This is a genomic window from Neobacillus sp. CF12 (assembly GCF_030348765.1).
Taxonomy (GTDB): domain Bacteria; phylum Bacillota; class Bacilli; order Bacillales; family Cytobacillaceae; genus Neobacillus.
Window position 1 is genome coordinate 4,471,051 of record NZ_JAUCEU010000007.1, and the last position, 18,541, is coordinate 4,489,591.

22 protein-coding genes are annotated in these 18,541 nt (G+C 40.0%); 10 read left to right on the forward strand and 12 right to left on the reverse strand.

Translation table 11 applies throughout. The annotated features are described in order from the left end of the window. Positions 1-241 precede the first annotated feature (241 nt). A complete protein-coding gene (locus QUG14_RS21235; protein ID WP_289342410.1) occupies positions 242-1,039 on the forward strand; it encodes an inositol monophosphatase family protein in 798 nt (265 codons plus the stop codon). Positions 1,040-1,356: 317 nt separating this feature from the next. Here the strand turns inward: QUG14_RS21235 and QUG14_RS21240 are convergent, their stop codons facing one another. The 4 genes from QUG14_RS21240 to QUG14_RS21250 form a co-directional block, all read right to left on the reverse strand. Then, positions 1,357-2,514 carry a pyridoxal-phosphate-dependent aminotransferase family protein gene (locus QUG14_RS21240; RefSeq protein WP_289342412.1) on the reverse strand — a complete coding sequence of 386 codons (1,158 nt, stop codon included), beginning with the start codon at positions 2,512-2,514 and terminating at the stop codon, positions 1,357-1,359. A gap of 137 nt (positions 2,515-2,651) precedes the next feature. Next, a complete protein-coding gene (locus tag QUG14_RS29795) occupies positions 2,652-3,401 on the reverse strand; it encodes a DUF2207 family protein (protein ID WP_353961084.1) in 750 nt (249 codons plus the stop codon). After that, positions 3,402-3,947: a hypothetical protein gene (locus QUG14_RS29800; protein ID WP_353961085.1), complete on the reverse strand. Its 546-nt coding sequence runs from the start codon at positions 3,945-3,947 to the stop codon at positions 3,402-3,404. It abuts the gene before it with no gap. Beyond that, positions 3,886-4,317, reverse strand: a complete 432-nt coding sequence (locus QUG14_RS21250) for a DUF2207 domain-containing protein (protein WP_289342413.1) — start codon at positions 4,315-4,317, stop codon at positions 3,886-3,888. Before QUG14_RS21250 ends, QUG14_RS29800 begins: the two co-directional genes overlap by 62 nt. A gap of 266 nt (positions 4,318-4,583) precedes the next feature. On the opposite strand from QUG14_RS21250, the gene QUG14_RS21255 reads away from it, so the two are divergent. After that, positions 4,584-4,889 (forward strand): hypothetical protein, encoded by a 306-nt coding sequence (locus QUG14_RS21255; protein WP_289342415.1) that lies wholly within the window; start codon positions 4,584-4,586, stop codon positions 4,887-4,889. Between the two features lie 273 nt (positions 4,890-5,162). Further along, on the forward strand, positions 5,163-5,729 hold the full coding sequence (locus tag QUG14_RS21260; RefSeq protein WP_289342417.1) for an LOG family protein: 567 nt from the start codon (positions 5,163-5,165) through the stop codon (positions 5,727-5,729). 59 nt (positions 5,730-5,788) lie between these two features. Here QUG14_RS21260 and QUG14_RS21265 read toward each other — a convergent pair whose 3' ends face one another. Then, a complete protein-coding gene (locus tag QUG14_RS21265) occupies positions 5,789-6,055 on the reverse strand; it encodes a hypothetical protein (RefSeq protein ID WP_289342418.1) in 267 nt (88 codons plus the stop codon). Positions 6,056-6,308: 253 nt separating this feature from the next. Here QUG14_RS21265 and QUG14_RS21270 point away from each other — a divergent pair, with 253 nt between their 5' ends. Then, positions 6,309-6,938, forward strand: coding sequence for a ThuA domain-containing protein (locus QUG14_RS21270; RefSeq protein WP_289342419.1), 630 nt, complete (start codon positions 6,309-6,311; stop codon positions 6,936-6,938). 512 nt (positions 6,939-7,450) lie between these two features. Here QUG14_RS21270 and QUG14_RS21275 read toward each other — a convergent pair. Both QUG14_RS21275 and QUG14_RS21280 read right to left on the reverse strand, forming a co-directional pair. After that, complete coding sequence (locus QUG14_RS21275) at positions 7,451-7,579, reverse strand: YvrJ family protein (RefSeq protein ID WP_483310812.1); 129 nt, start codon at positions 7,577-7,579, stop codon at positions 7,451-7,453. A 163-nt stretch (positions 7,580-7,742) separates the two neighbouring features. Next, a complete protein-coding gene (locus QUG14_RS21280) occupies positions 7,743-7,931 on the reverse strand; it encodes an aspartyl-phosphate phosphatase Spo0E family protein (protein WP_289342421.1) in 189 nt (62 codons plus the stop codon). A 413-nt stretch (positions 7,932-8,344) separates the two neighbouring features. Here QUG14_RS21280 and QUG14_RS21285 point away from each other — a divergent pair, with 413 nt between their 5' ends. Continuing rightward, entirely contained in the window at positions 8,345-8,860 is a 516-nt protein-coding gene (locus QUG14_RS21285) for a DoxX family protein (RefSeq protein ID WP_289342422.1), read from the forward strand. Between the two features lie 61 nt (positions 8,861-8,921). Here QUG14_RS21285 and QUG14_RS21290 read toward each other — a convergent pair whose 3' ends face one another. Then, positions 8,922-9,107 carry a hypothetical protein gene (locus QUG14_RS21290; protein WP_289342423.1) on the reverse strand — a complete coding sequence of 62 codons (186 nt, stop codon included), beginning with the start codon at positions 9,105-9,107 and terminating at the stop codon, positions 8,922-8,924. 20 nt (positions 9,108-9,127) lie between these two features. Then, positions 9,128-9,451 carry a hypothetical protein gene (locus QUG14_RS21295; RefSeq protein WP_289342424.1) on the reverse strand — a complete coding sequence of 108 codons (324 nt, stop codon included), beginning with the start codon at positions 9,449-9,451 and terminating at the stop codon, positions 9,128-9,130. A gap of 338 nt (positions 9,452-9,789) precedes the next feature. Here QUG14_RS21295 and QUG14_RS21300 point away from each other — a divergent pair, with 338 nt between their 5' ends. From QUG14_RS21300 to QUG14_RS21315, 4 genes are all read left to right on the forward strand, one after another. Then, positions 9,790-10,446 carry a GGDEF domain-containing protein gene (locus QUG14_RS21300; protein WP_289342425.1) on the forward strand — a complete coding sequence of 219 codons (657 nt, stop codon included), beginning with the start codon at positions 9,790-9,792 and terminating at the stop codon, positions 10,444-10,446. A gap of 245 nt (positions 10,447-10,691) precedes the next feature. Beyond that, positions 10,692-11,195 (forward strand): DoxX family membrane protein, encoded by a 504-nt coding sequence (locus QUG14_RS21305; RefSeq protein ID WP_289342426.1) that lies wholly within the window; start codon positions 10,692-10,694, stop codon positions 11,193-11,195. Between the two features lie 180 nt (positions 11,196-11,375). Further along, entirely contained in the window at positions 11,376-12,209 is an 834-nt protein-coding gene (locus QUG14_RS21310) for a hypothetical protein (RefSeq protein ID WP_289342427.1), read from the forward strand. Between the two features lie 38 nt (positions 12,210-12,247). Further along, the gene (locus QUG14_RS21315; RefSeq protein WP_289342428.1) at positions 12,248-13,735 is read left to right on the forward strand and encodes a hypothetical protein; all 1,488 of its coding nucleotides are present in this window, start codon (positions 12,248-12,250) and stop codon (positions 13,733-13,735) included. A 52-nt stretch (positions 13,736-13,787) separates the two neighbouring features. Here QUG14_RS21315 and QUG14_RS21320 read toward each other — a convergent pair whose 3' ends face one another. Then, the gene (locus QUG14_RS21320; RefSeq protein ID WP_289342429.1) at positions 13,788-14,990 is read right to left on the reverse strand and encodes a CynX/NimT family MFS transporter; all 1,203 of its coding nucleotides are present in this window, start codon (positions 14,988-14,990) and stop codon (positions 13,788-13,790) included. 236 nt (positions 14,991-15,226) lie between these two features. Between QUG14_RS21320 and QUG14_RS21325 the strand changes: the two genes are divergently transcribed. After that, entirely contained in the window at positions 15,227-15,724 is a 498-nt protein-coding gene (locus tag QUG14_RS21325; RefSeq protein WP_289342430.1) for a DoxX family protein, read from the forward strand. 52 nt (positions 15,725-15,776) lie between these two features. Here QUG14_RS21325 and QUG14_RS21330 read toward each other — a convergent pair whose 3' ends face one another. Together QUG14_RS21330 and glcD are read right to left on the reverse strand one after the other, a co-directional pair. Next, positions 15,777-17,099, reverse strand: a complete 1,323-nt coding sequence (locus QUG14_RS21330; RefSeq protein WP_289342432.1) for a (Fe-S)-binding protein — start codon at positions 17,097-17,099, stop codon at positions 15,777-15,779. Beyond that, positions 17,096-18,508, reverse strand: coding sequence for a glycolate oxidase subunit GlcD (gene glcD / locus QUG14_RS21335; protein WP_289342433.1), 1,413 nt, complete (start codon positions 18,506-18,508; stop codon positions 17,096-17,098). The genes QUG14_RS21330 and glcD overlap by 4 nt, the downstream gene beginning before the upstream one ends. Positions 18,509-18,541 lie beyond the last annotated feature (33 nt).

Below are 18,541 nucleotides of genomic sequence, written 5' to 3' on the forward strand. Positions count from 1 at the left end.
GAGGCTTTAAAACAAACTGAGCTTGGTATGGCTGAGGAGATGAGGAATCAAGGGTATACTGAATATCTGGTTAGATTTATTTTTACATTTGGAAGCATAGCCTAAGGGAAGGCTATGCTTCTTTTGTTACAATTAGAATATGCATAGTTTTAACAAATTGGATATAAGGTTATCATGTAGCAATCTGTTTGGACAACAAGCTGAACGATAGAACTTTTAAATAGAAGGGAGATAAAGGGATATGGAACTGGGCGTAAGCGAATTAGGTAAATTTGCCGAAGGTATCGTAAGGGCTGCAGGTAAATTACTCTTAAAATTAAGAAAGGAACCTTTAGAACTTGAGGAAAAGGCCGACTTCTCTGACTTAGTAACAGTGGTTGATCGAGCAGTGGAGAAGTTTTTAGTAGAAAGTATTTTAGAGAGGTACCCTGAACATGGGATTGTTGGGGAAGAAGGGATATTTGAAGATGAACGTTCTGACTTTGCCACCCAGTGGATTATCGACCCGATTGATGGTACTACTAATTTTATCCACAACTTTCCCTTTTACGGAATTTCTGTCGGTATCGTTCATAAAGGAGTCGGCATAATTGGCGTTGTTTATAATCCCTCAACAGATGAACTGTTCTATGGCGAAAAAGATAAGGGTGCCTATGTGAATGGCGTTGCGTTACGCTTAAACAAGCCGATACAGTTAAAAGAAGCGCTGGTTTCTACGACCATGATGTGGGAAGACTGGAGGACGAAGGAATCCGTTCATTCTAGTATTATAGAAATTTATCAAAAAACAAGAGGTCTTAGAATGCTTGGTGGAGCGGCCATAAGCCTATGTGAGATTGCCAAAGGCACCTTAAATGCTTACGTCATGCCGGCATTAAGCACATGGGACTATGCAGGCGGGGTAATCATTTTAAAAGAAGCCGGCGGAACGATAACCAGGTTAAATGGGTCAGAACTTTCCCTAGAAAAAGGCGGGAGTTTACTAGCGGCACATCCTAGTATACATCCTGATCTTTTGAAAATTATGGAGAGAGTTTAGGTGGAATAAAAGGATACCGCTTATTTGCGGTATCCTTAGTTAATTAAAATTACATAATAAGTCGTTCAATAATATCTATGGTGCCTGTAACCGCTTGGTCTGGAGTGACCGAAGAGCTCCATGAAATGCGTTTGGGTCAATGCAAGTAGTCTGGAGTGACCGAAGAGCTCCATGAAATGCGTTTGGGTCAATGCAGGGGGTCTGGAGTGACTGACGAGCATCCATGAAAAGCATTTGGGTCAAAGGAGATAGTCACCCTAGCACAAATCACAGAAAAGAGGCATAGTCACCATGACCAAATGCCTCTCTCTTAAGCATTATTTCCGCTGTGCAGACAAGAATACTTTGTGTGCAGCTGTCAATCCTGCCCCTGGTTCGAAGGAGTAGGAGAAATCTTGTAAGCCGGCTTCGATGAGCGACAGTGCTTGAAGGATATCGCTAGGGAAGCAGTAGCCCATATGCCCGAATCTGAAAATCTTCCCTTGGAGATGACCAAGACCGCCTGCAAAATCCAGGTGATATTTCTCCTTTAAGTGTCCAATGAACGAGGAAGCAACAATTCCTTCAGGTGCACATATCGCAGTAATTGTTGGTGAGGCATATTCATCAGATGTCAACAAATCAATCGAAAGTGCCTTCATCGCTTCACGAACCATATTCTTCATTAACGCATGTCTGGCAACTGTTTGTGCAAAACCGCCTTCCTCCTCAATCAAATCACAGACAGCGGAAAGTCCAAAAATTAATGAAATCGCAGGCGTGTTGGGGGTCATCCCTTTTGATGCCCACTCACGATAGCTTAATAAATCCAAATAATAAGCAGGTTTATTCGTATTTTCTATCACTTTCCATGCTCGTTCACTAACGCTTAGCAGAGCAAGTCCAGGAGGGAGCATCATTGCTTTTTGTGAACCGGTTACTAAAATATCAATTCCCCATTCATCCATTTCAGCCGGCGCTCCACCAAGACAGCTAACTCCATCAACAATAAATAGAGCGTCAGTTTGTGTCCGAACAACCCTGGCTAATTTTTCAATCGGATTTAAAATTCCTGTTGAGGTTTCGTTATATGTTGCAAAAACGGCCTTAATATTTGATAAAGGTTTAAGAAACTCCGTTAGCTCTTCTTCCGTACAAGCCTCGCCCCAACTTTTCTCAAGTTTATGTACCTTGAAACCATATCGCTCACAAATCGATACGAAATAATTTCCAAAGGCTCCAACGGTGATGACAACGACTTCCTCTCCAGGAGAAACGGTATTTACAGCGGCCGCTTCTAATGCTGCCGTACCGCCTGATGGCAGAAGTAAAATATCTTGCTTCGTTCCGAAAATCGGTTTTACACGATTGGTTGTTTCACGATATAACCGTACAAACTCTTCCGTGCGATGACTGATCATATCCTGGTTCATGGCAAGTTGTACTCTTTTTGGAATTGGGGTAGGTCCCGGGTGTCTCAAAATATTTGGATACATACGTTTCCCTCCGTTGATAGCAAGTATTTTTAAAAATTAAAGGTTGTTTCCGTTTACATCTTTAACTCTATTATATAATACTTACAAATTTATGTAATTAAAATGACAAAAGCTTGAGGATATCCCCCAAGCTTCAGTTAGAAAGCGCCAGAGCCACCGCCGCCTCCACTCGTTCCACCGCCACTAGAACTGGAGCCTCCATCTCCGCTGCTGCCTGATGATTGATAAGCAGACCGAAAACTGGAGGAAGTGGTTGGTCCAATGTAGACAATAGAGTTGAATACCGCATCATTGCTATAATAGTTGTCTGGTGGAGTGAAAGCTTCGATTAGCTCATCGTTTTTCCGATTTATTTCATTGCCACTTATGCCGATTCCGTAAATATAAGCACGCATGCGATCATCCTCAGACCATTTTTCCCAATCTGTTTGAGATGTTTCCTTAAAGCAAGTTTTAAACTGCTTCCAGTCAAAGGCAATCCTAGCACCTTCCCAGGTTTTTGGCCGATATAAAATTGAGTATAAAATGACCGTAAAAAACAGCAAGAGCGCCATAAAGAATGATCCTAAGAGATCATAAATCGGGAAAAAGAACAGAAACGGCAGCAAAAGTACGCTTGAAAAACCAATGACCAAACGATAGGTTGTTTTATTTTCAAAAAGGGAATAACTATCCAGCTCCTGCTTTATGGCGTCTCTCCACTGGGCCTGAAATAAATGGAATTTATCATGGTTTTTCTTGTTTTTTGTATAGGCCGTTAGGTCGTCGAAGCTAAAGGTATTGTCGGAGCAAATTTTATCAAAAAGCCACTCCATCAGTACGTTTTCATGCTTTAATGGGCTTTTTGGTTTCACTCGTTGAAAATGATCCTCTGCTGTTTTGGTCACTTACCCCTGGCGGACCAAATCAAGCAACCCTGCAGCCATCGCTTGAGCAGGAAGATAACTGTTGTTCGTAAAGAAGATTGTAGCCGGCAAACTCATGATTTGCTTTGGTACGGAACCGAATGTATTGCCTTCACGTAGGAGGTCATTTCGTCTGGAACGAGCAGTCATCCAATCTCTCACCATTAACAGAAATAAGATAATTGTAAAAGCGGGAAGTCCTATTGTACTGATCGTTGAAAGTGTTTCCCTTGTTTTTGCATCTTTAGCAACTTGCAGGTTAAGTTCTTGCTCTGCCTTAAGAATCTCCTCTTTCATTGGTTTATCTGCGGTGTGGGGTGCAGATGTGAACAGGCTAGCAGGATAGGCCAGGCGGATATCAGCATTCGTACTGCTTGGAACATATCCTAATTTAAATAGGACAGATCCATCTTTTTGGATGGTTTCAGTACTATATGCTTCGTCATATCCAAAAGCAATTATGTCATCAGAGATTCTCATAAGATGATTCATTTCTGTCATCGAAAAATGGCCAATAAAATTGGGCAACGTCTTGATAGACCTCCAGCCCATTTTCAATGGTGTAATGTAGTATTACAGTAATGGTTTCATCCTCGCCCTTACGGTGAATCTTATAAAGGTCGTCTTCTTGTTCAACTTTTAAACTTTTTCCATTCTCTGTTGCGGTAAATTGGCTGATGGCAGCAGATTCCTTCGGGATGATTTCACGACTGATTCCGTTAAACTCACCATCAAACTGATATGTGTGTGATTCTTTCACTTCCACATTTCCATCCTTTAGCAAGAAAGCATCAATTTTCACATTGGTAATAGAAAATTCCACAGCAAAGCCTAGGGTTGGAAATAGGAAAAACAAAATCAAAGTGAATAGAATAATACTAGAAAGCCATTTTTTCAATTAAACCACCTTCTTTCATAGTAGTAATACGATTTAATGTAAAAGTGGTTTCGTAAGTGGTCTTTTATTTGGGGAAAAATTCAAAATGCTTTGTATGCATGAAACTGCTATTTAAGTTAAACATTTAATAAGGATTATTCTAGTAGAAACGTGTAGAGTAATGTAGAATATCCATTTTGGTTGTTTATGTGTTTTTTATGTTTATTTTTAGGAGATAACATATAAGGTAATGAATTTCATAAAATTTTAAAAAAGGGGGTGTTGTGATGGGTAAGGAGTTTTCAAATCATAATTCTGTAAGAATGTCGTTCATTACAGCTGCCATCATAGGAATCATCGGTATAGGTTTACTAACCATTCATGTTTTTCTCGGTACATTGGTTTTGATGTTGGCAGTTGTTGCTTTCGGTATGTTTCATTATTTTGGAACGGATACGACCGTTATCTGTCACGAAAAGGGCTTCACGGTGAAGTTGGTGAACAAAGTAAAGGGACCTCACTCCATGAATACGGGTGGGAAGAGGTTACCGAAACCAAATACTATGATAACGAAAGTGGAGAAGATCATCTGACAACGCGCAGCATACTTGTTAAGACTGCAAGCGGTCAGGCGTTCAATCTTTATGCTATGAAAGGTTTTGATGAACTTATTTCCATTTTCAATCAAAAAACCAACCACTTGCCATATATGTGGAAGAAACGCAGCGAAATGTCTAGCATTTTTACGAAACAAGAACGGAATTTTTCTTAACAACACAGGAGGGTGACTTCCTGTTTTTTTGTTTGTTTTACTTAGTAACTTTCACTATAATCAAAGTAAAAATGGAAACTTAGGGAGGCGCAGCATGAAACGAGTAGCGGTCTATTGCGGTTCAAGTTTAGGTGCTTCAGAGGCTTATAAAATTGGAGCCATTCAATTGGGAAAAGAGCTAGCGAAACGGAATATTACGTTAGTTTACGGTGGTTCTAGCATTGGATTGATGGGCGCCGTTGCAGATACGGTGCTAAGTGAAGGCGGGCATGCGATTGGTGTCATTCCTAAGATTCTTGAGGAACGTGAAATCTCGCATAAAGGGTTGACGGAACTAATCACCGTTGAAACGATGCATGAGAGAAAAGCAAAAATGGCAGACTTGGTTGATGGATTTGTCGTTTTGCCAGGCGGAACGGGTACACTTGAAGAGTTTTTCGAAGTATTCACATGGGGGCAAATTGGATTGCATAAAAAGCCGTGCGGTCTCCTCAATATCAATCACTATTATGACCCGCTGATCCGCTTGTTTGAGCATATGATTGACCAAAAGTTTTTGCAAGAAAAATTCCGTAATATGGCGATTATTGAGGAAGAGCCTGCTGCCTTACTGGAGAAATTTTTAAACTATGAGGCTCCTTCGGTGAAGGCATTTGAATAGGCAAAGCAAAAGCAGTGAATAGATCACTGCTTTTACTTTTAGGCTGGGAATAGGCCATTTTAATATAGTGCTAGGATGGATAAGTAAATACAGAAAGCTGCCAGAGCAAATAAGATGATTGCTATTATTCGATTCATTCTCATCTTTATTCCAAGAGCAGAAAAAAAGATGGCTGCCGCTAATTTGGATAAACCCTCATAAAAAGCGTTATTCGAAAAAGCGGAACTGCTGAAAATGACGGAGGATAGGAAAGTTATCGAGAGTAATAATCTAAACCACAGAGGCTCTTTTAGGAAAAATTGAATCATAAATTTTATTCGCTGCACGATGGGCCCCCCCTTTTTAAAAGCATATGGTAAGTATATCAATAACATCCCTTCACGCTAATATCTATTTGATTACTGTCAAAAACAGTCTGCAATTGTAACACCGAACTATCTGTTCGACAAAAATTTCCCGGAAAATGTATCAAAATCCACCTTATAAAGAGATTCCGGCACTTTTAATCAAACGATTAATTAAGAAGGGATTTGTTGAATGGTGCCGAAATTATAATAAACAAGAGAGGATGGATGAACCTTGATAAAAATAGCGGCATTAGTAGGAGATTATTGGCACCCCGGTGATGATGCCAAAGCAGGCTTAGAAGCAGCAATTAATAGAATACCAAACAAGGCAGAAATAGAATTACAGTACATTACATACGAGGAAGTTTCTCAAGTACTTGATAGCCAACCAGACCTTTTTATCAATGCAAAAATGAATGTGCTTAACCCAAGAGATGAACAATTAGTCACTTGGTTAACAGAGGAAATTGATGAGAAGATTGCAAACTATGTAAAAAACGGTGGTAGTGTCTTAGCTTGGCATGCTGGTATGGCTGGATATCCAAAGCAAACTCGTTACACCCAAATGCTTCGGGGAGCTTTTGATTACCATCCACCAGGACTGCAAGAGGTTACTTATATGCAAGTTGATAAGTCATTTACACTACTTGATGAGCATTATTTTGTTCACTGTGATGTGAACAATACAGAAGTGGATCTCCGGAGTACCGGAGAATCTGGGGATTCTATTGCATGCTGGAAGCATTCCTATGGAAAAGGAAAAGTATGCTGCTTTACTCCAGCACATACGAAAGAAGGGATGTTAAATGAAAACATCTCCCTTTTGTTAGCCGCAAAAATAAATTGGATGTTAGGAATGTAGTAATTTAAAAGGCAATCGTCATGCGAATGCCTTTTTGGTTATTTATTTACTTTTCCCTGGGTGTAAAATTTTGATTAGCAGTACTTCACCACAAGAGGTGCAGACTGTGAAGTTTTGTTCGGAACCCTTGGTAAAGCTTTTTTCTAACGAGCGAAGAAGTTTATGGTCACTGGCTTTGGTAAATGAAGTTCCACCGCATTCTAGACATTTTTTTATCTTTAAATCCATATCACACCTACCTTAAACAAATTCCAATCAACAGACGAGACATTCCACAAAAAGCTTCTCGTCTTTAGAAGTTATTCATTCAGATAGATAGAAATGTTTCTTTTTCACAAAAAAAAGATTCGGCCGGTTGCCGAATCCAAAAGAAATCTTATAAAAGGGGGTTATGGAAGAGAGAGAAAAAAGTTTGTCCTCTTCATGTATCTATCTTATCCCTTAAGTATGAACAAACTATGAACAAAGGTTTACGTTTCTATTAATTTTAAAAACCCACCTAAGTTTAGTGTTCATGCCTTCATGCGTTCAGGTAGATTTTGAATCGATTGGACCACCATATCTAGCTTTGTCTCTATCCGATATAGCAAGTAGAGGGTGACAACGATTGGAAATCCTACCTCACTGATGAGAGCTATCATCTGCTCCACGCGATTTCACTCCTTTCTTTTAATAATGCCGGCTTCACCCTTTATATATAGAAAAAAGGGCATAAAGGACATGGTTGAAAAAATAAAAATTGGTCACTATCTTACTAGTTTAATTTAAATGAGACTAGCCAATATTGTGCTAGTCTCCTACTTGTTATACAATCTGCGCAAGTTTTTCATCAAAATATTCATTCATCAGGCAATCAAGTTTGATCGAAAGACTTACATATTCGGATGTGTTTGGACCTGTACTATTATATAAATTACTTAGTTTTACTCTGAGTTCAACAATGTCCATTAATAGTTTCGAGTTTTCAGTTTCAATAAATCTATCTGTTCTCATCATACACCTCTTATATTATTTTGATCTGGTTTTGGAAGGGCAGAATGACTTGTTTTTTCTATTAAGAGATACAATTTTTCCAAAACCTTTCCGATAGTAACATAGTTCCTCAATGATGGAAACAGCTCTATAAATAGTGGAAAAATTGCGAAAGTCGTAAATAATTCTGGTATATCTTGATAGAGTCTTAGGGCTTTACCTAATCGTGTTTTTGGCAAAAACATGCTATTTTATAATAACGTCTAAATGGCAACATTTTATGTGCGGATGGTAAGCATTTTTAGCTGTTCAACATTCCGTCAAATCATTTCAAACAAATTGTGAACTTAACACTATACCCATGTTATTAACTATTGAAATCCAATATAGTGTAAGTATAAAGAGCAAACAAAATTTGAAAGGCGGAATGACTTATGTTTAACAACTTTTTAAGAGAAAATAAAATCTCAGCAGCTATTTTAACAATTATTCGTTTATACCTTGGGTATGCTTGGTTCACAGCTGGTTTTGGTAAGATCACAGGAGGATTTGATGCTTCAGGATACTTGAAAAATGCAGTAGCGAATCCGGTAAAAGGTCCAGATGGCAACATGGTTTACGGCTGGTATGCTAACTTCCTAGAAAGCTTTGCGCTACCTAATATTGATGTCTTTAACTTCATCGTTCCTTGGGGCGAAACATTAATAGGTTTAGGGCTTATGCTTGGATGTTTAACAACAGCAGCAATGTTCTTCGGATTAGTAATGAACTTCAGCTTTTTCTTAGCAGGAACAGTATCTCATAACCCAACAGACATTTTCTTAGGCTTCATCATCTTAACAGCAGGCTTCAACGCTGGTAAATATGGTTTAGACCGCTGGGTAGTACCATTTATCCGTAAAACAACTAAGACTTACGTTGGTAAAGACAGGGCAAAAATAACTGCATAAAAGGTTTACACAAAAAAGACAATTCCATAGGAGTTGTCTTTTTTTCTTAGAGTCTTTTGGGCTATTTTTTCCTGAGTGTTTTTATCGCTTTGATTAGTAGGAACGTATAGCCAATCATCAATCCATATCCAATAACGAAAATGAGGATTGGTACATAATCCGGGGTATCTAGTGAATCTGTTGACATTCCGGCTAAGAAAAGCGGCATGATTGGCAGCATAATTGCACCTGGCCCAGAACCAATCACAACCACGGCTCCAGACCCAATCACAATCCATGGCCAAACCGGTATTTTGCAGCGGGTGCTGACAGAATAATAGGTTTTGGCTGAGGGGCTGAAATTCCGGTGTTTTTCACCTGTTGATAATCCTTTATTGCTGAAAATGCCTTTTTTAAACCCCAAATGGTCACTACAAGAATGCCTAGGACGATAGGGATATAAATGACGGTAAAAAAGCTGAATTCATCTGGTTTCCAAATTGGGATTGCAATAGTAAGAAGCATGCCAGGCAAAGATTGCAGCAAAAATAACCCACCAGCAATAAGGACAAACCAAGCCCATAATGGGTTTTTCTTTTTTTGATTTTCCATGTAGTAGACTCCTAGAACTTTTTTACTATTATTATATGATTTTTAGAAAAAAAGGGAAATTCTAGGTGAATACTGCCAAACTATTTATCGACAGAAATTTCGCTGAAAAACAGTTAAAATTCCGTTATTCGAAAGGGTTTGTAGTCGTTTTAATCAAACGATTAGTTAGGAAGAAAACAGTCAGAGTTTGCCGAATTTTCGACTATTAACAATGTTCATACTAAATTTTCCAATATTTATAGTAGAATTGTATTGTGAACCAATTTAAGTCTATTGAAAATGTAATCGCTTCATCATCTTGGTACAGTAAAGTTTTTTATTAAAAGGATGTTGATAAAATGAGATATAAAGGTAGGATCATTACATTTTTATTCGTTCTCATAATAAATTTACTCTATACATCTTATTATTTTCTAAGAGATGGTTATATAGATTGGATTGAGTATATTGGATATCCAGTCTTGCTTCCACTTGCTTGGTGGTTTGGAAAGCAATACGATAAAGCAAAGTATTATTCGGAGAAAGACCCGTTAACTGGCATTTATAATAGAAGATATGTTGAATCTGCATTTGCTATTGTTAAGTCTAGGTTGGAACAAAATGGTCAGAGTGGTGCGGTTTTGCTTCTCGACGTAAATGACTTTAAATTGGTCAATGATCTTTTGGGACATAAAATAGGAGACGAATATTTACTACTTATCACGAATCAATTGAAGAAAAGCGTAAGAAAAACGGATATAGTAGCCCGTTGGGGGGGAGATGAATTCTTAATTTTTTTACCTGATGTTCAAAAAAAGGAAGATTTGGACCAAATGCTAGAGCGAATCCACCATAATTTGAAGAAGCTATCATTTCATGATGTAAAAATAAGTGTTTCAATCGGCGCAGCTCTTTATCCTAACCATGGAAAGTGCCTTGATGACCTATTAAAAGTGGCGGATAAAAATATGTATCATTTAAAATCACAAAAAAAGCTAAGAGACACACTGGGCTAGTCGGTGTCACTTAGCTTTTTTTGTAGATAGCTAGAAATACTGGCGGATGGCGAGAAATACTGGCGGATAGCTAGAAATACTGGCGGATGGCGAAGTATAATACTCGCTTTTTAGCGCTGTTCAACATTCCGTCATATCATTTCAAACAAACTGTGAACTTAACACTATACCCATGTTAATAAAGCTCCGAATCCAATATAGTGTAAGTATAAAGAACAACCAAATATTGAAAGGCGGAATGACTTATGTTTAACAAATTTTTAAGAGAAAATAAGATTTCTGCAGCTATCCTAACTGTTATTCGTCTATATCTTGGTTACTCCTGGTTTACAGCTGGTTTTCATAAAATTACAGACGGATTTGACGCTTCAGGCTATCTAGGAAATGCAGTAGCGAATCCGGTAAAAGGTCCAGATGGCAACATAGTTTACGGTTGGTATGTTAACTTCTTAGAAAGCTTTGCACTACCTAACATCGATGTGTTCAACTTCATCGTTCCTTGGGGCGAAACATTAATTGGCTTAGGACTTCTACTTGGATGTTTAACAACAACAGCGATGTTCTTTGGTTTAGTGATGAATTTCTCCTTCTTCTTGGCTGGAACAGTATCACATAACCCAACCGATATCTTCTTAGGCTTCATCATCTTAACTGCAGGTTACAACGCAGGAAGAATTGGTTTAGACCGCTGGGTAGTACCATTCATCAACAAAACAGTTGGAAAAAGTAAGGCAAAATCAGCTGCATAAGTGGTAACAAAAGCGACGATTCGCCCCCCTCGAATCGTCGTTTTTTTCTATTAAAAATTACCCATAACGTCGGAGGTAGGTGGGTGAAAAGAATCGTTTTTAAGAAAAGACGACAAAAAACGAAGATTTTGCTCGAATTTTGTCCGTGAACGTAAAGATCCATTGAAAGGGGGTGAAATAGTGCACTTCCGCCAATTTCTTATATCAGTTCTAATGATTAGTGCGGCGATGTTTTTTCCAGACAATGCTTTTGCTGAGAAGAATGAACTCCGTCCTCAAAAGGGACAAGCTCCGGCTTCAATACCGGAACATGCTTCAATATCAGAACCGGCAACAAAAGCAGTACCAGCAAAAGCTGAAGAGGTGCAAACGCTGAACAAGACGATTCCTGAACATGCTCGTGAAAACCAAGCACAGGCTAAACAGCTGTCAGCCCAGAATACTCCAAATCAGGCTGCGTTGAAAAAAAGTTTGCCAGAGCAGGCAAATGAAAACGCGAAGTCGGGGGTAAAGAAGGCTGAGAAGGTTGCTCAGGTCAATGGACCCGAACAAGCAGAGGCTGTCCAGGCAAATCATATTGTAGAAAAGTCGAGACCTAAAAATTATATCCAAGATACTGATAGTGAAGTAAAAGTCGAAAAAGTAACACCAGTAAAAGTAGATAATATTCTCTATTTGCAAGGAAAAGACTTAGACATAACAAAATCAGAATCCGTTGTGCAGGAGCCACAGAATGATCCTGCCAGCAAGGAAGAGATACCTAAGGTAAATCAAGTACTGAATCAAACACAGAGAAGCAACGGTTCAGGGGGTCAATCAAATGATCGGGTCAATCATGGGATAAATAATTTAAGCTTGTTGGATAAATGGTTTGAATGGAATGACTATTTTGAAATCAAACTTGTTCAGCCGTACCTCTCCCGGCAAGCCTTGCTGAATACTCAATGGGTGAATGCTCCGCCATCGCAACCGCCGCAGGCTGCTCCTTTATTAACCAATGTCACCCGCAGCTAAAAGCCACGGATCATGATAATAAAAGGAGCGAATTATAAATGAAACATTACTTAAACCCTAATAAAGTTGCTAAATCTTTTGTACTTGCTGGAGCATTATCGTTTGGAATTTTTGCTGGAGGTCAATTTACGGAAGCAGCTGGCCCAGATCACGCGAAAGTTGAAAAAAGTGTTCAAGTGAAACAATCCAATAACGCAAAAGTTAATGTGAATGTTAAACCAGTTGCTCCGGCAGCACCAGCTGTTCAGGCAAAAGATAAAGTAAGCGCACAAGTTAAGCCAAAAGAAGAAAAGGCTAGTAAGTCGCAGGCGAGCGTACATGCAAGCGAAACGGCAAGATTGCATGCAGCCCCAAATTCAGCTGTTAATGGAAAGGGAGAAAAAGCTGAAGATGTGGTAGTGGAAGAGGAAGTAAAGGAAGAAGTACAAGTTGAGGAAACAACACCTGTAATTGAACTTGGAACAGATGGAACTGAAACGGATACGACTGCAGATTCTGAATCTGAAGAAGCAGTTGATGTTGATAACGATGTAGCTGCAAAAACGGAAGATGAGGATGACGCAAAAGAAGAGGAAGAAGAAACAGATGCTGACTCCGACTCAGTTGTTAGAATTGAAGATGAAGAAGATGAGGATGAAGATTCCGAAAACATCGATTTTGAAACAGACGCAATTGTAAAAACTAAAGATGACGAAGATGCTGAAACTGTTGAAGAAGAGGAAAAAGCTAACCCATCTGCAGCTAACAAAGCAAAGGCACAAGCTAGTGTAAAAGCAAGCGAAACTGCTAAGGCACATGCAGCAGCCAATTCAGCAGTACATGCAGTAGCGGAAGAAGTTGCTGAAGAAGCTGTTGATACTGAAACTTCGGAAGAAGCTGTTGAAGTAGGAACTGAAGTTGAATCTGAAGAGGTTGCTGAAGATGTAGTGGCTGATGAAGAAGCAGTAGAAGTTGAGACTGAAACAGAAGAAACTGAAGTAGTTGAAGAAGCAGAAGTAACTGAGGTTGAAAAAGTAAACCCATCTGCAGCTAACAAAGCAAAGGCACAAGCTAGTGTAAAAGCAAGCGATAATGCTAAAGCACATGCAGCAGCCAATTCAGCAGTACATGCAGTAGCAGATGAAGTTACTGTAGAAGTACCTGCTGAAGAAGCTGTTGAAGTAGGAACTGAAGTTGAATCTGAAGAGGTTGCTGAAGATGTAGTGGCTGATGAAGAAGCAGTAGAAGTTGAGACTGAAACAGAAGAAACTGAAGTAGTTGAAGAAGCAGAAGTAACTGAGGTTGAAAAAGTAAACCCATCTGCAACTAACAAAGCAAAGGCACAAGCTAGTGTAAAAGCAAGCGATAATGCTAAAGCACATGCAGCAGCCAATTCAGCAGTACATGCAGTAGCAGATGAAGTTACTGTAGAAGTACCTGCTGAAGAAACTGTAGATACTGAAACTTCTGAAGAAACTGTTGAAGTAGTAACAGAAGAAGTTGCAGTAACTGAAGACGAAGCTGTTGTTATTGATTTAAAAAATTAATATTTATTCAATAGAAACCGAAGGATTTTTCCTTCGGTTTTTTATTTGTGGTCTATACATACCTATTGCGGCCGGATAACATTCCAAATATGATTACAACGACCGAAACTACAATAAGGGTAATGATGGGAATGGTCCATGAATGCGCCATATCATATAAATAGCCAATAAACAACGGACCTACTGCTGCAAGAATATACCCTGTTGATTGGGTCATTCCTGATAATGCTGCTGCTTGATTTGCACTTCGTGCGCGAAGTCCTATAAAGGTTAGCGCTAAGGGGAAACTTCCTCCCAGCGCGATCCCAATCAAAACAATACTTACAATTAAAATCGGGTAGGATGAGCCTAACAATAATCCACTATACCCAGCAACGGCGCACATCCCTAACATGAACGAAATCCTTACCTGTGATTGTGAACGTCCTGCGAGGACGGGAATGAAGAAACTGGCCGGTAATCCTACGAGTTGGGTAAAGGATAGCATCCATCCCGCAGCTCCCATACTCATTCCGTGACTATGTAAGATTTCAGGCAGCCAAGAAATCGTTACATAAAATAAAAACGACTGAAATCCCATAAAAATGGCGATCTGCCAGGCAAGAGGAGTACGCCAAAGTCGATTAGCATCAGCAATCTCCTTCTGTTGTATAACTCTGGAATTCCCTAAATTATTTTTCCGAAGAAAAATCCATGCGATGATTGCCACTACTACAGGTAAAGCCCATACAATTTGGGCCCCCTGCCACCCAAGGTTTAGATTCATTGCTAAAGGAATACTGACACCGGATGCTAAAGATGCGATTAGTCCCATTGAGGTTGAATATACACTGGTCATCAATCCGAATTTTTCTGGGAACTTCTCCTTCACAACTGCTGGCAAAAGAACATTACCAATCGCAATCCCCAATCCAGCTAAAAAAGTCCCAGTAAAAAGGAATAAGGTCATCGGGATCGATCGAATCGCAATACCGACTAGAAGAGACGTTAACCCCATAATTAACGTCAATTCATTTGTTAACTTATTCGCTATTTTTGGAACAAGCGGCGACATGATCGCAAAAACCACTAAAGGCAGGCTCATCAATAAACCTGCACTCCAATGTGCAAGTCCAACATCTTCCTGAATCATACCAACTAAAGGTCCTAGTGAGGTAATCGCCGGGCGCAGATTAAAGGCGATAAGTACAATCCCAATTATAAAAAAATATATGTAAGTTGATCTCGTTTTCGCTTTTGACTCTAATAATTCCAAGAAAAGCAACCTCTCTCTCCTAAACAAACTTTCTAAAGTATAGCATAATCCTTAGAAACGAGGCTAAAAAAGGTATACCATTCCTCTAGAAAATCATTGAAAAATAGGTGTTCAATATTCCGTCAAATCATTTCAAACAAACTGTGAACTTAACACTGTACCCATGTTATTAACCATCGAAATCCAATATAGTGTAAGTATAAAGAACAAACAAATTTTGAAAGGCGGAATGACTTATGTTTAACAATTTTTTAAGAGAAAATAAAATCTCAGCAGCTATTTTAACTATTATTCGTTTATACCTTGGGTACGCTTGGTTCACAGCTGGTTTTGGTAAGATCACAGGAGGATTTGACGCTGCAGGATACTTGAAAAATGCAGTAGCAAATCCAGTAAAAGGTCCAGATGGTAACATGGTTTACGGCTGGTATGTGAACTTCCTAGAAAGCTTTGCACTACCGAATATTGATGTCTTTAACTTCATCGTTCCTTGGGGCGAAACATTGATTGGTTTAGGACTTATGCTTGGATGTTTAACAACTGCAGCTATGTTCTTTGGTCTAGTGATGAACTTCTCTTTCTTCTTAGCAGGAACTGTTTCTCATAACCCAACTGATATCTTCTTAGGCTTCATCATTTTAACAGCAGGATACAACGCAGGCAGATACGGTTTAGACCGCTGGGTAGTTCCATTCATCCGCAAAACAGTTGGTAAAGCAAAAGTAACAGCATAGCGAATAGCAACAAAAAAGACGATTCGTCCCCCTCGAATCGTCTTTTTGCATCCTATTTTACTGCTTCTGCTAACAAATCTACGATATGAACTCCACGCATTTTACCTGACAAGCCCTCACGCTCGATTCCAAGTTGCATTTGCAGCAAACATCCAGGATTGGCGGTTACGATGGTGGTCGCGTGGGTCGCTTTGGCTTGAACCATTTTGTAGTCAAGCATGACCATCGACATTTCAGACTCGACGATATTATAGATACCAGCAGAACCACAGCAACGGTCTGCCTCTTTCATTTCCTTGAACTGTACCCCTTTTATCGCCCCCAACAGTGTTCGAGGTGCCGAAGCGGTTTTCATCACATTTCGTAAATGACAGGAATCCTGATAGGTAATCACCTGAGGTGGAAGTTCTAATTTCACTTTTTTATGAAAAGAAACCGCTACAAGAATTTCAGAAATATCCTTTATTTTCTCTTTAAACGCCACTGCCCGTTCGCTCCAAACAGGGTCATCCTTCAATAGGTGATTATAGTCAACAAGGAAGGCCCCGCAGCCGCCAGCATTGGTAATAATAAAGTCGACACCTAAATCTTCAAAGGCAGCGATGTTCTTCTTCGCCAACTTTTTCGCCGAATCCTTTTCACCACTGTGACCGTGCAAAGCCCCGCAGCAGGTTTGCTCCTTCGGAATCACAATTTCACAGCCTGCTAACTGCAATAATTTCGTGGTTGCATCGTTTGTCTTCATGAACATCGTATCCATTAAACAACCGCTGAAAAAAGCAACCTTGTGGACTTTCTCCGTCAATGCCGGCAGGTGCTCAGGACGGTTTTTCATTTCTTTCATGGTCGGAACTTTCGGAAGTACTTTTTCCATCGTGGCTAAATTGTCAGGCAAAAGCCCTAAATAACCCGTTTTACGTGCAAGGGTTTGGATCCCTGAGCGCTGATAGAAACCAAGTAAGCCAACCATCGTACGCATACGATTTTGGTGCGGGAACAACCCTTCAAAAACCGTTTTTCTAATCGCTCGAACGGGTAATGAATGCTTCTTGTTTTGATTAATAATGTCTCGCGCTTCTTCAAGTAAGTGGCCGTAATTGACACCAGAAGGGCAGACCGGCTCACAGGCACGGCATCCGAGGCAGAGTTCCAGTGACCGTTCAAAATCCTCATCCGGTTCAACAATCCCGTCGACGACTGCTTTCATCATCGCAATCCGTCCTCGAGGAGAATGAGATTCTTTATAGCCAGATTCGATATAGGTTGGGCAGGTTGGCAGACAAAAGCCGCAGCGCATGCAGTTTAGCAGCTCGTCCTCGTTCATCCGCTCTTTGAATTGTTGTTGAATTTTTTCTTGTTCGAGTAAAGTTGTCATCTTGTAATCACCACGCGTTTCTTGCTGTCTTTCGCAAAGACTTTTCCTGGATTCATGATGTTATTCGGATCAAAGGCCTGTTTGATCCCCATCATCGCAGCGATTCCTTCTTTTTTCAACTTCCATTCCAAGTAAGGGGCCTTCATCGCACCGACTCCGTGCTCTCCGGTAATCGTTCCGCCTAATTCAATCGCTTTTTCAAAAATTTCAGCGAACGCTTTTTCGACGCGTTCCATTTCTTCATGGTCTCTTGCGTCGGTTGCACAGGTAGGGTGAAGATTCCCGTCTCCCGCATGACCAAAGGTACAAATCGTCAGATTATATTTTTCGGTAATTTCATTTATTGCTTTTACCATATTTGCAATTTCTGAGCGAGGGACGGTTGCGTCCTCTAGAATGGTCGTCGGTGCTAAGCGTGCAACTGCTGAAAGTGCCGCACGACGCGCTGTTCTTAGCGCCATTGCTTCCTCTTCTGTTGCGGCAATTTGAATTGAAACCGCATTTTCCTGCTTACATACTTCAGCAATTTTAGTTATATCGCGTTCTACTACTTCCGGTGGACCATCCTGCTCGATTAAAAGAACCGCTTGAACGTCTATTGGCAGCCCAATTTGAGCATAATCTTCGACTACCTTTAAAGTAGCCTGATCCAAAAACTCAAGAGTAGTTGGAATGATTTTATTAGCTATTATTTTTGAAACAGAACGCGCAGCAGCGTTAAGGTCTTGATAAAGAGCCAGCATAGTTTTACGTGTTTCTGGCATAGGAATCAGCTTTAAGGTCGCTTCGGTAATAACGCAAAGTGTTCCTTCAGAGCCGACAAACAGACGCGTTAAATCATAACCGGCCACATCTTTTGCCAGTTTTCCACCCGTACGAATGATATCTCCATTTGGCAGTACCGCTTCAAGGCCGATTACATAATCTCTTGTTACACCATATTTAAGACCACGCAAGCCGCCTGAATTCTCATTGATATTGCCGCCAATTGTAGAGATTTTCATCGAACTTGGATCGGGTGGATAGAAAATACCTTTTTCTTCAATGGCATGAATCATATCGAGCGTAATGACACCTGGCTGAACGGTAATCGTTAGGTTTTCTTCGTCAATCTCAAGGATTTGGTTCATATGTTTAAAAAGAAGGACAACCCCGCCCTCGGTTGGGCATGTTCCTGCACAAAGGTTGGTACCAGAGCCGCGTGGAACAATTGGAACTCCGTATTCATTACAAACTTTCAAAATTTGTGAAACTTCCTCTGCATTTCGCGGACTAACCACAGCATCCGGCATCGACTGGAAGTTAGGTGTCGCGTCATAGGAATAGACTAAACGTTCTATTTTAGAATCGTCGAAGTTTGCTTTTGTGACAATTGAAATTAATTTCTCTTTTACTTCATTCGAGAGCATGCTATTTCCCCCAGTTTACGTACTATTTTCATG

What these genes read in the sequence shown, in the direction of transcription:
- QUG14_RS21305 (WP_289342426.1), top strand. Translation starts at nt 10,692, where the DNA reads ATGTTTAACAAATTTTTAAGAGAAAATAAGATTTCTGCAGCTATCCTA.
- QUG14_RS21275 (WP_483310812.1), bottom strand. Translation starts at nt 7,579, where the DNA reads ATGATAGCTCTCATCAGTGAGGTAGGATTTCCAATCGTTGTCACCCTC.
- glcD (WP_289342433.1), bottom strand. Translation starts at nt 18,508, where the DNA reads ATGCTCTCGAATGAAGTAAAAGAGAAATTAATTTCAATTGTCACAAAA.
- QUG14_RS21255 (WP_289342415.1), top strand. Translation starts at nt 4,584, where the DNA reads ATGGGTAAGGAGTTTTCAAATCATAATTCTGTAAGAATGTCGTTCATT.
- QUG14_RS21285 (WP_289342422.1), top strand. Translation starts at nt 8,345, where the DNA reads ATGTTTAACAACTTTTTAAGAGAAAATAAAATCTCAGCAGCTATTTTA.
- QUG14_RS21280 (WP_289342421.1), bottom strand. Translation starts at nt 7,931, where the DNA reads ATGAGAACAGATAGATTTATTGAAACTGAAAACTCGAAACTATTAATG.
- QUG14_RS21315 (WP_289342428.1), top strand. Translation starts at nt 12,248, where the DNA reads ATGAAACATTACTTAAACCCTAATAAAGTTGCTAAATCTTTTGTACTT.
- QUG14_RS21260 (WP_289342417.1), top strand. Translation starts at nt 5,163, where the DNA reads ATGAAACGAGTAGCGGTCTATTGCGGTTCAAGTTTAGGTGCTTCAGAG.
- QUG14_RS21295 (WP_289342424.1), bottom strand. Translation starts at nt 9,451, where the DNA reads ATGGAAAATCAAAAAAAGAAAAACCCATTATGGGCTTGGTTTGTCCTT.
- QUG14_RS21300 (WP_289342425.1), top strand. Translation starts at nt 9,790, where the DNA reads ATGAGATATAAAGGTAGGATCATTACATTTTTATTCGTTCTCATAATA.
- QUG14_RS21240 (WP_289342412.1), bottom strand. Translation starts at nt 2,514, where the DNA reads ATGTATCCAAATATTTTGAGACACCCGGGACCTACCCCAATTCCAAAA.
- QUG14_RS21325 (WP_289342430.1), top strand. Translation starts at nt 15,227, where the DNA reads ATGTTTAACAATTTTTTAAGAGAAAATAAAATCTCAGCAGCTATTTTA.
- QUG14_RS21330 (WP_289342432.1), bottom strand. Translation starts at nt 17,099, where the DNA reads ATGACAACTTTACTCGAACAAGAAAAAATTCAACAACAATTCAAAGAG.
- QUG14_RS21235 (WP_289342410.1), top strand. Translation starts at nt 242, where the DNA reads ATGGAACTGGGCGTAAGCGAATTAGGTAAATTTGCCGAAGGTATCGTA.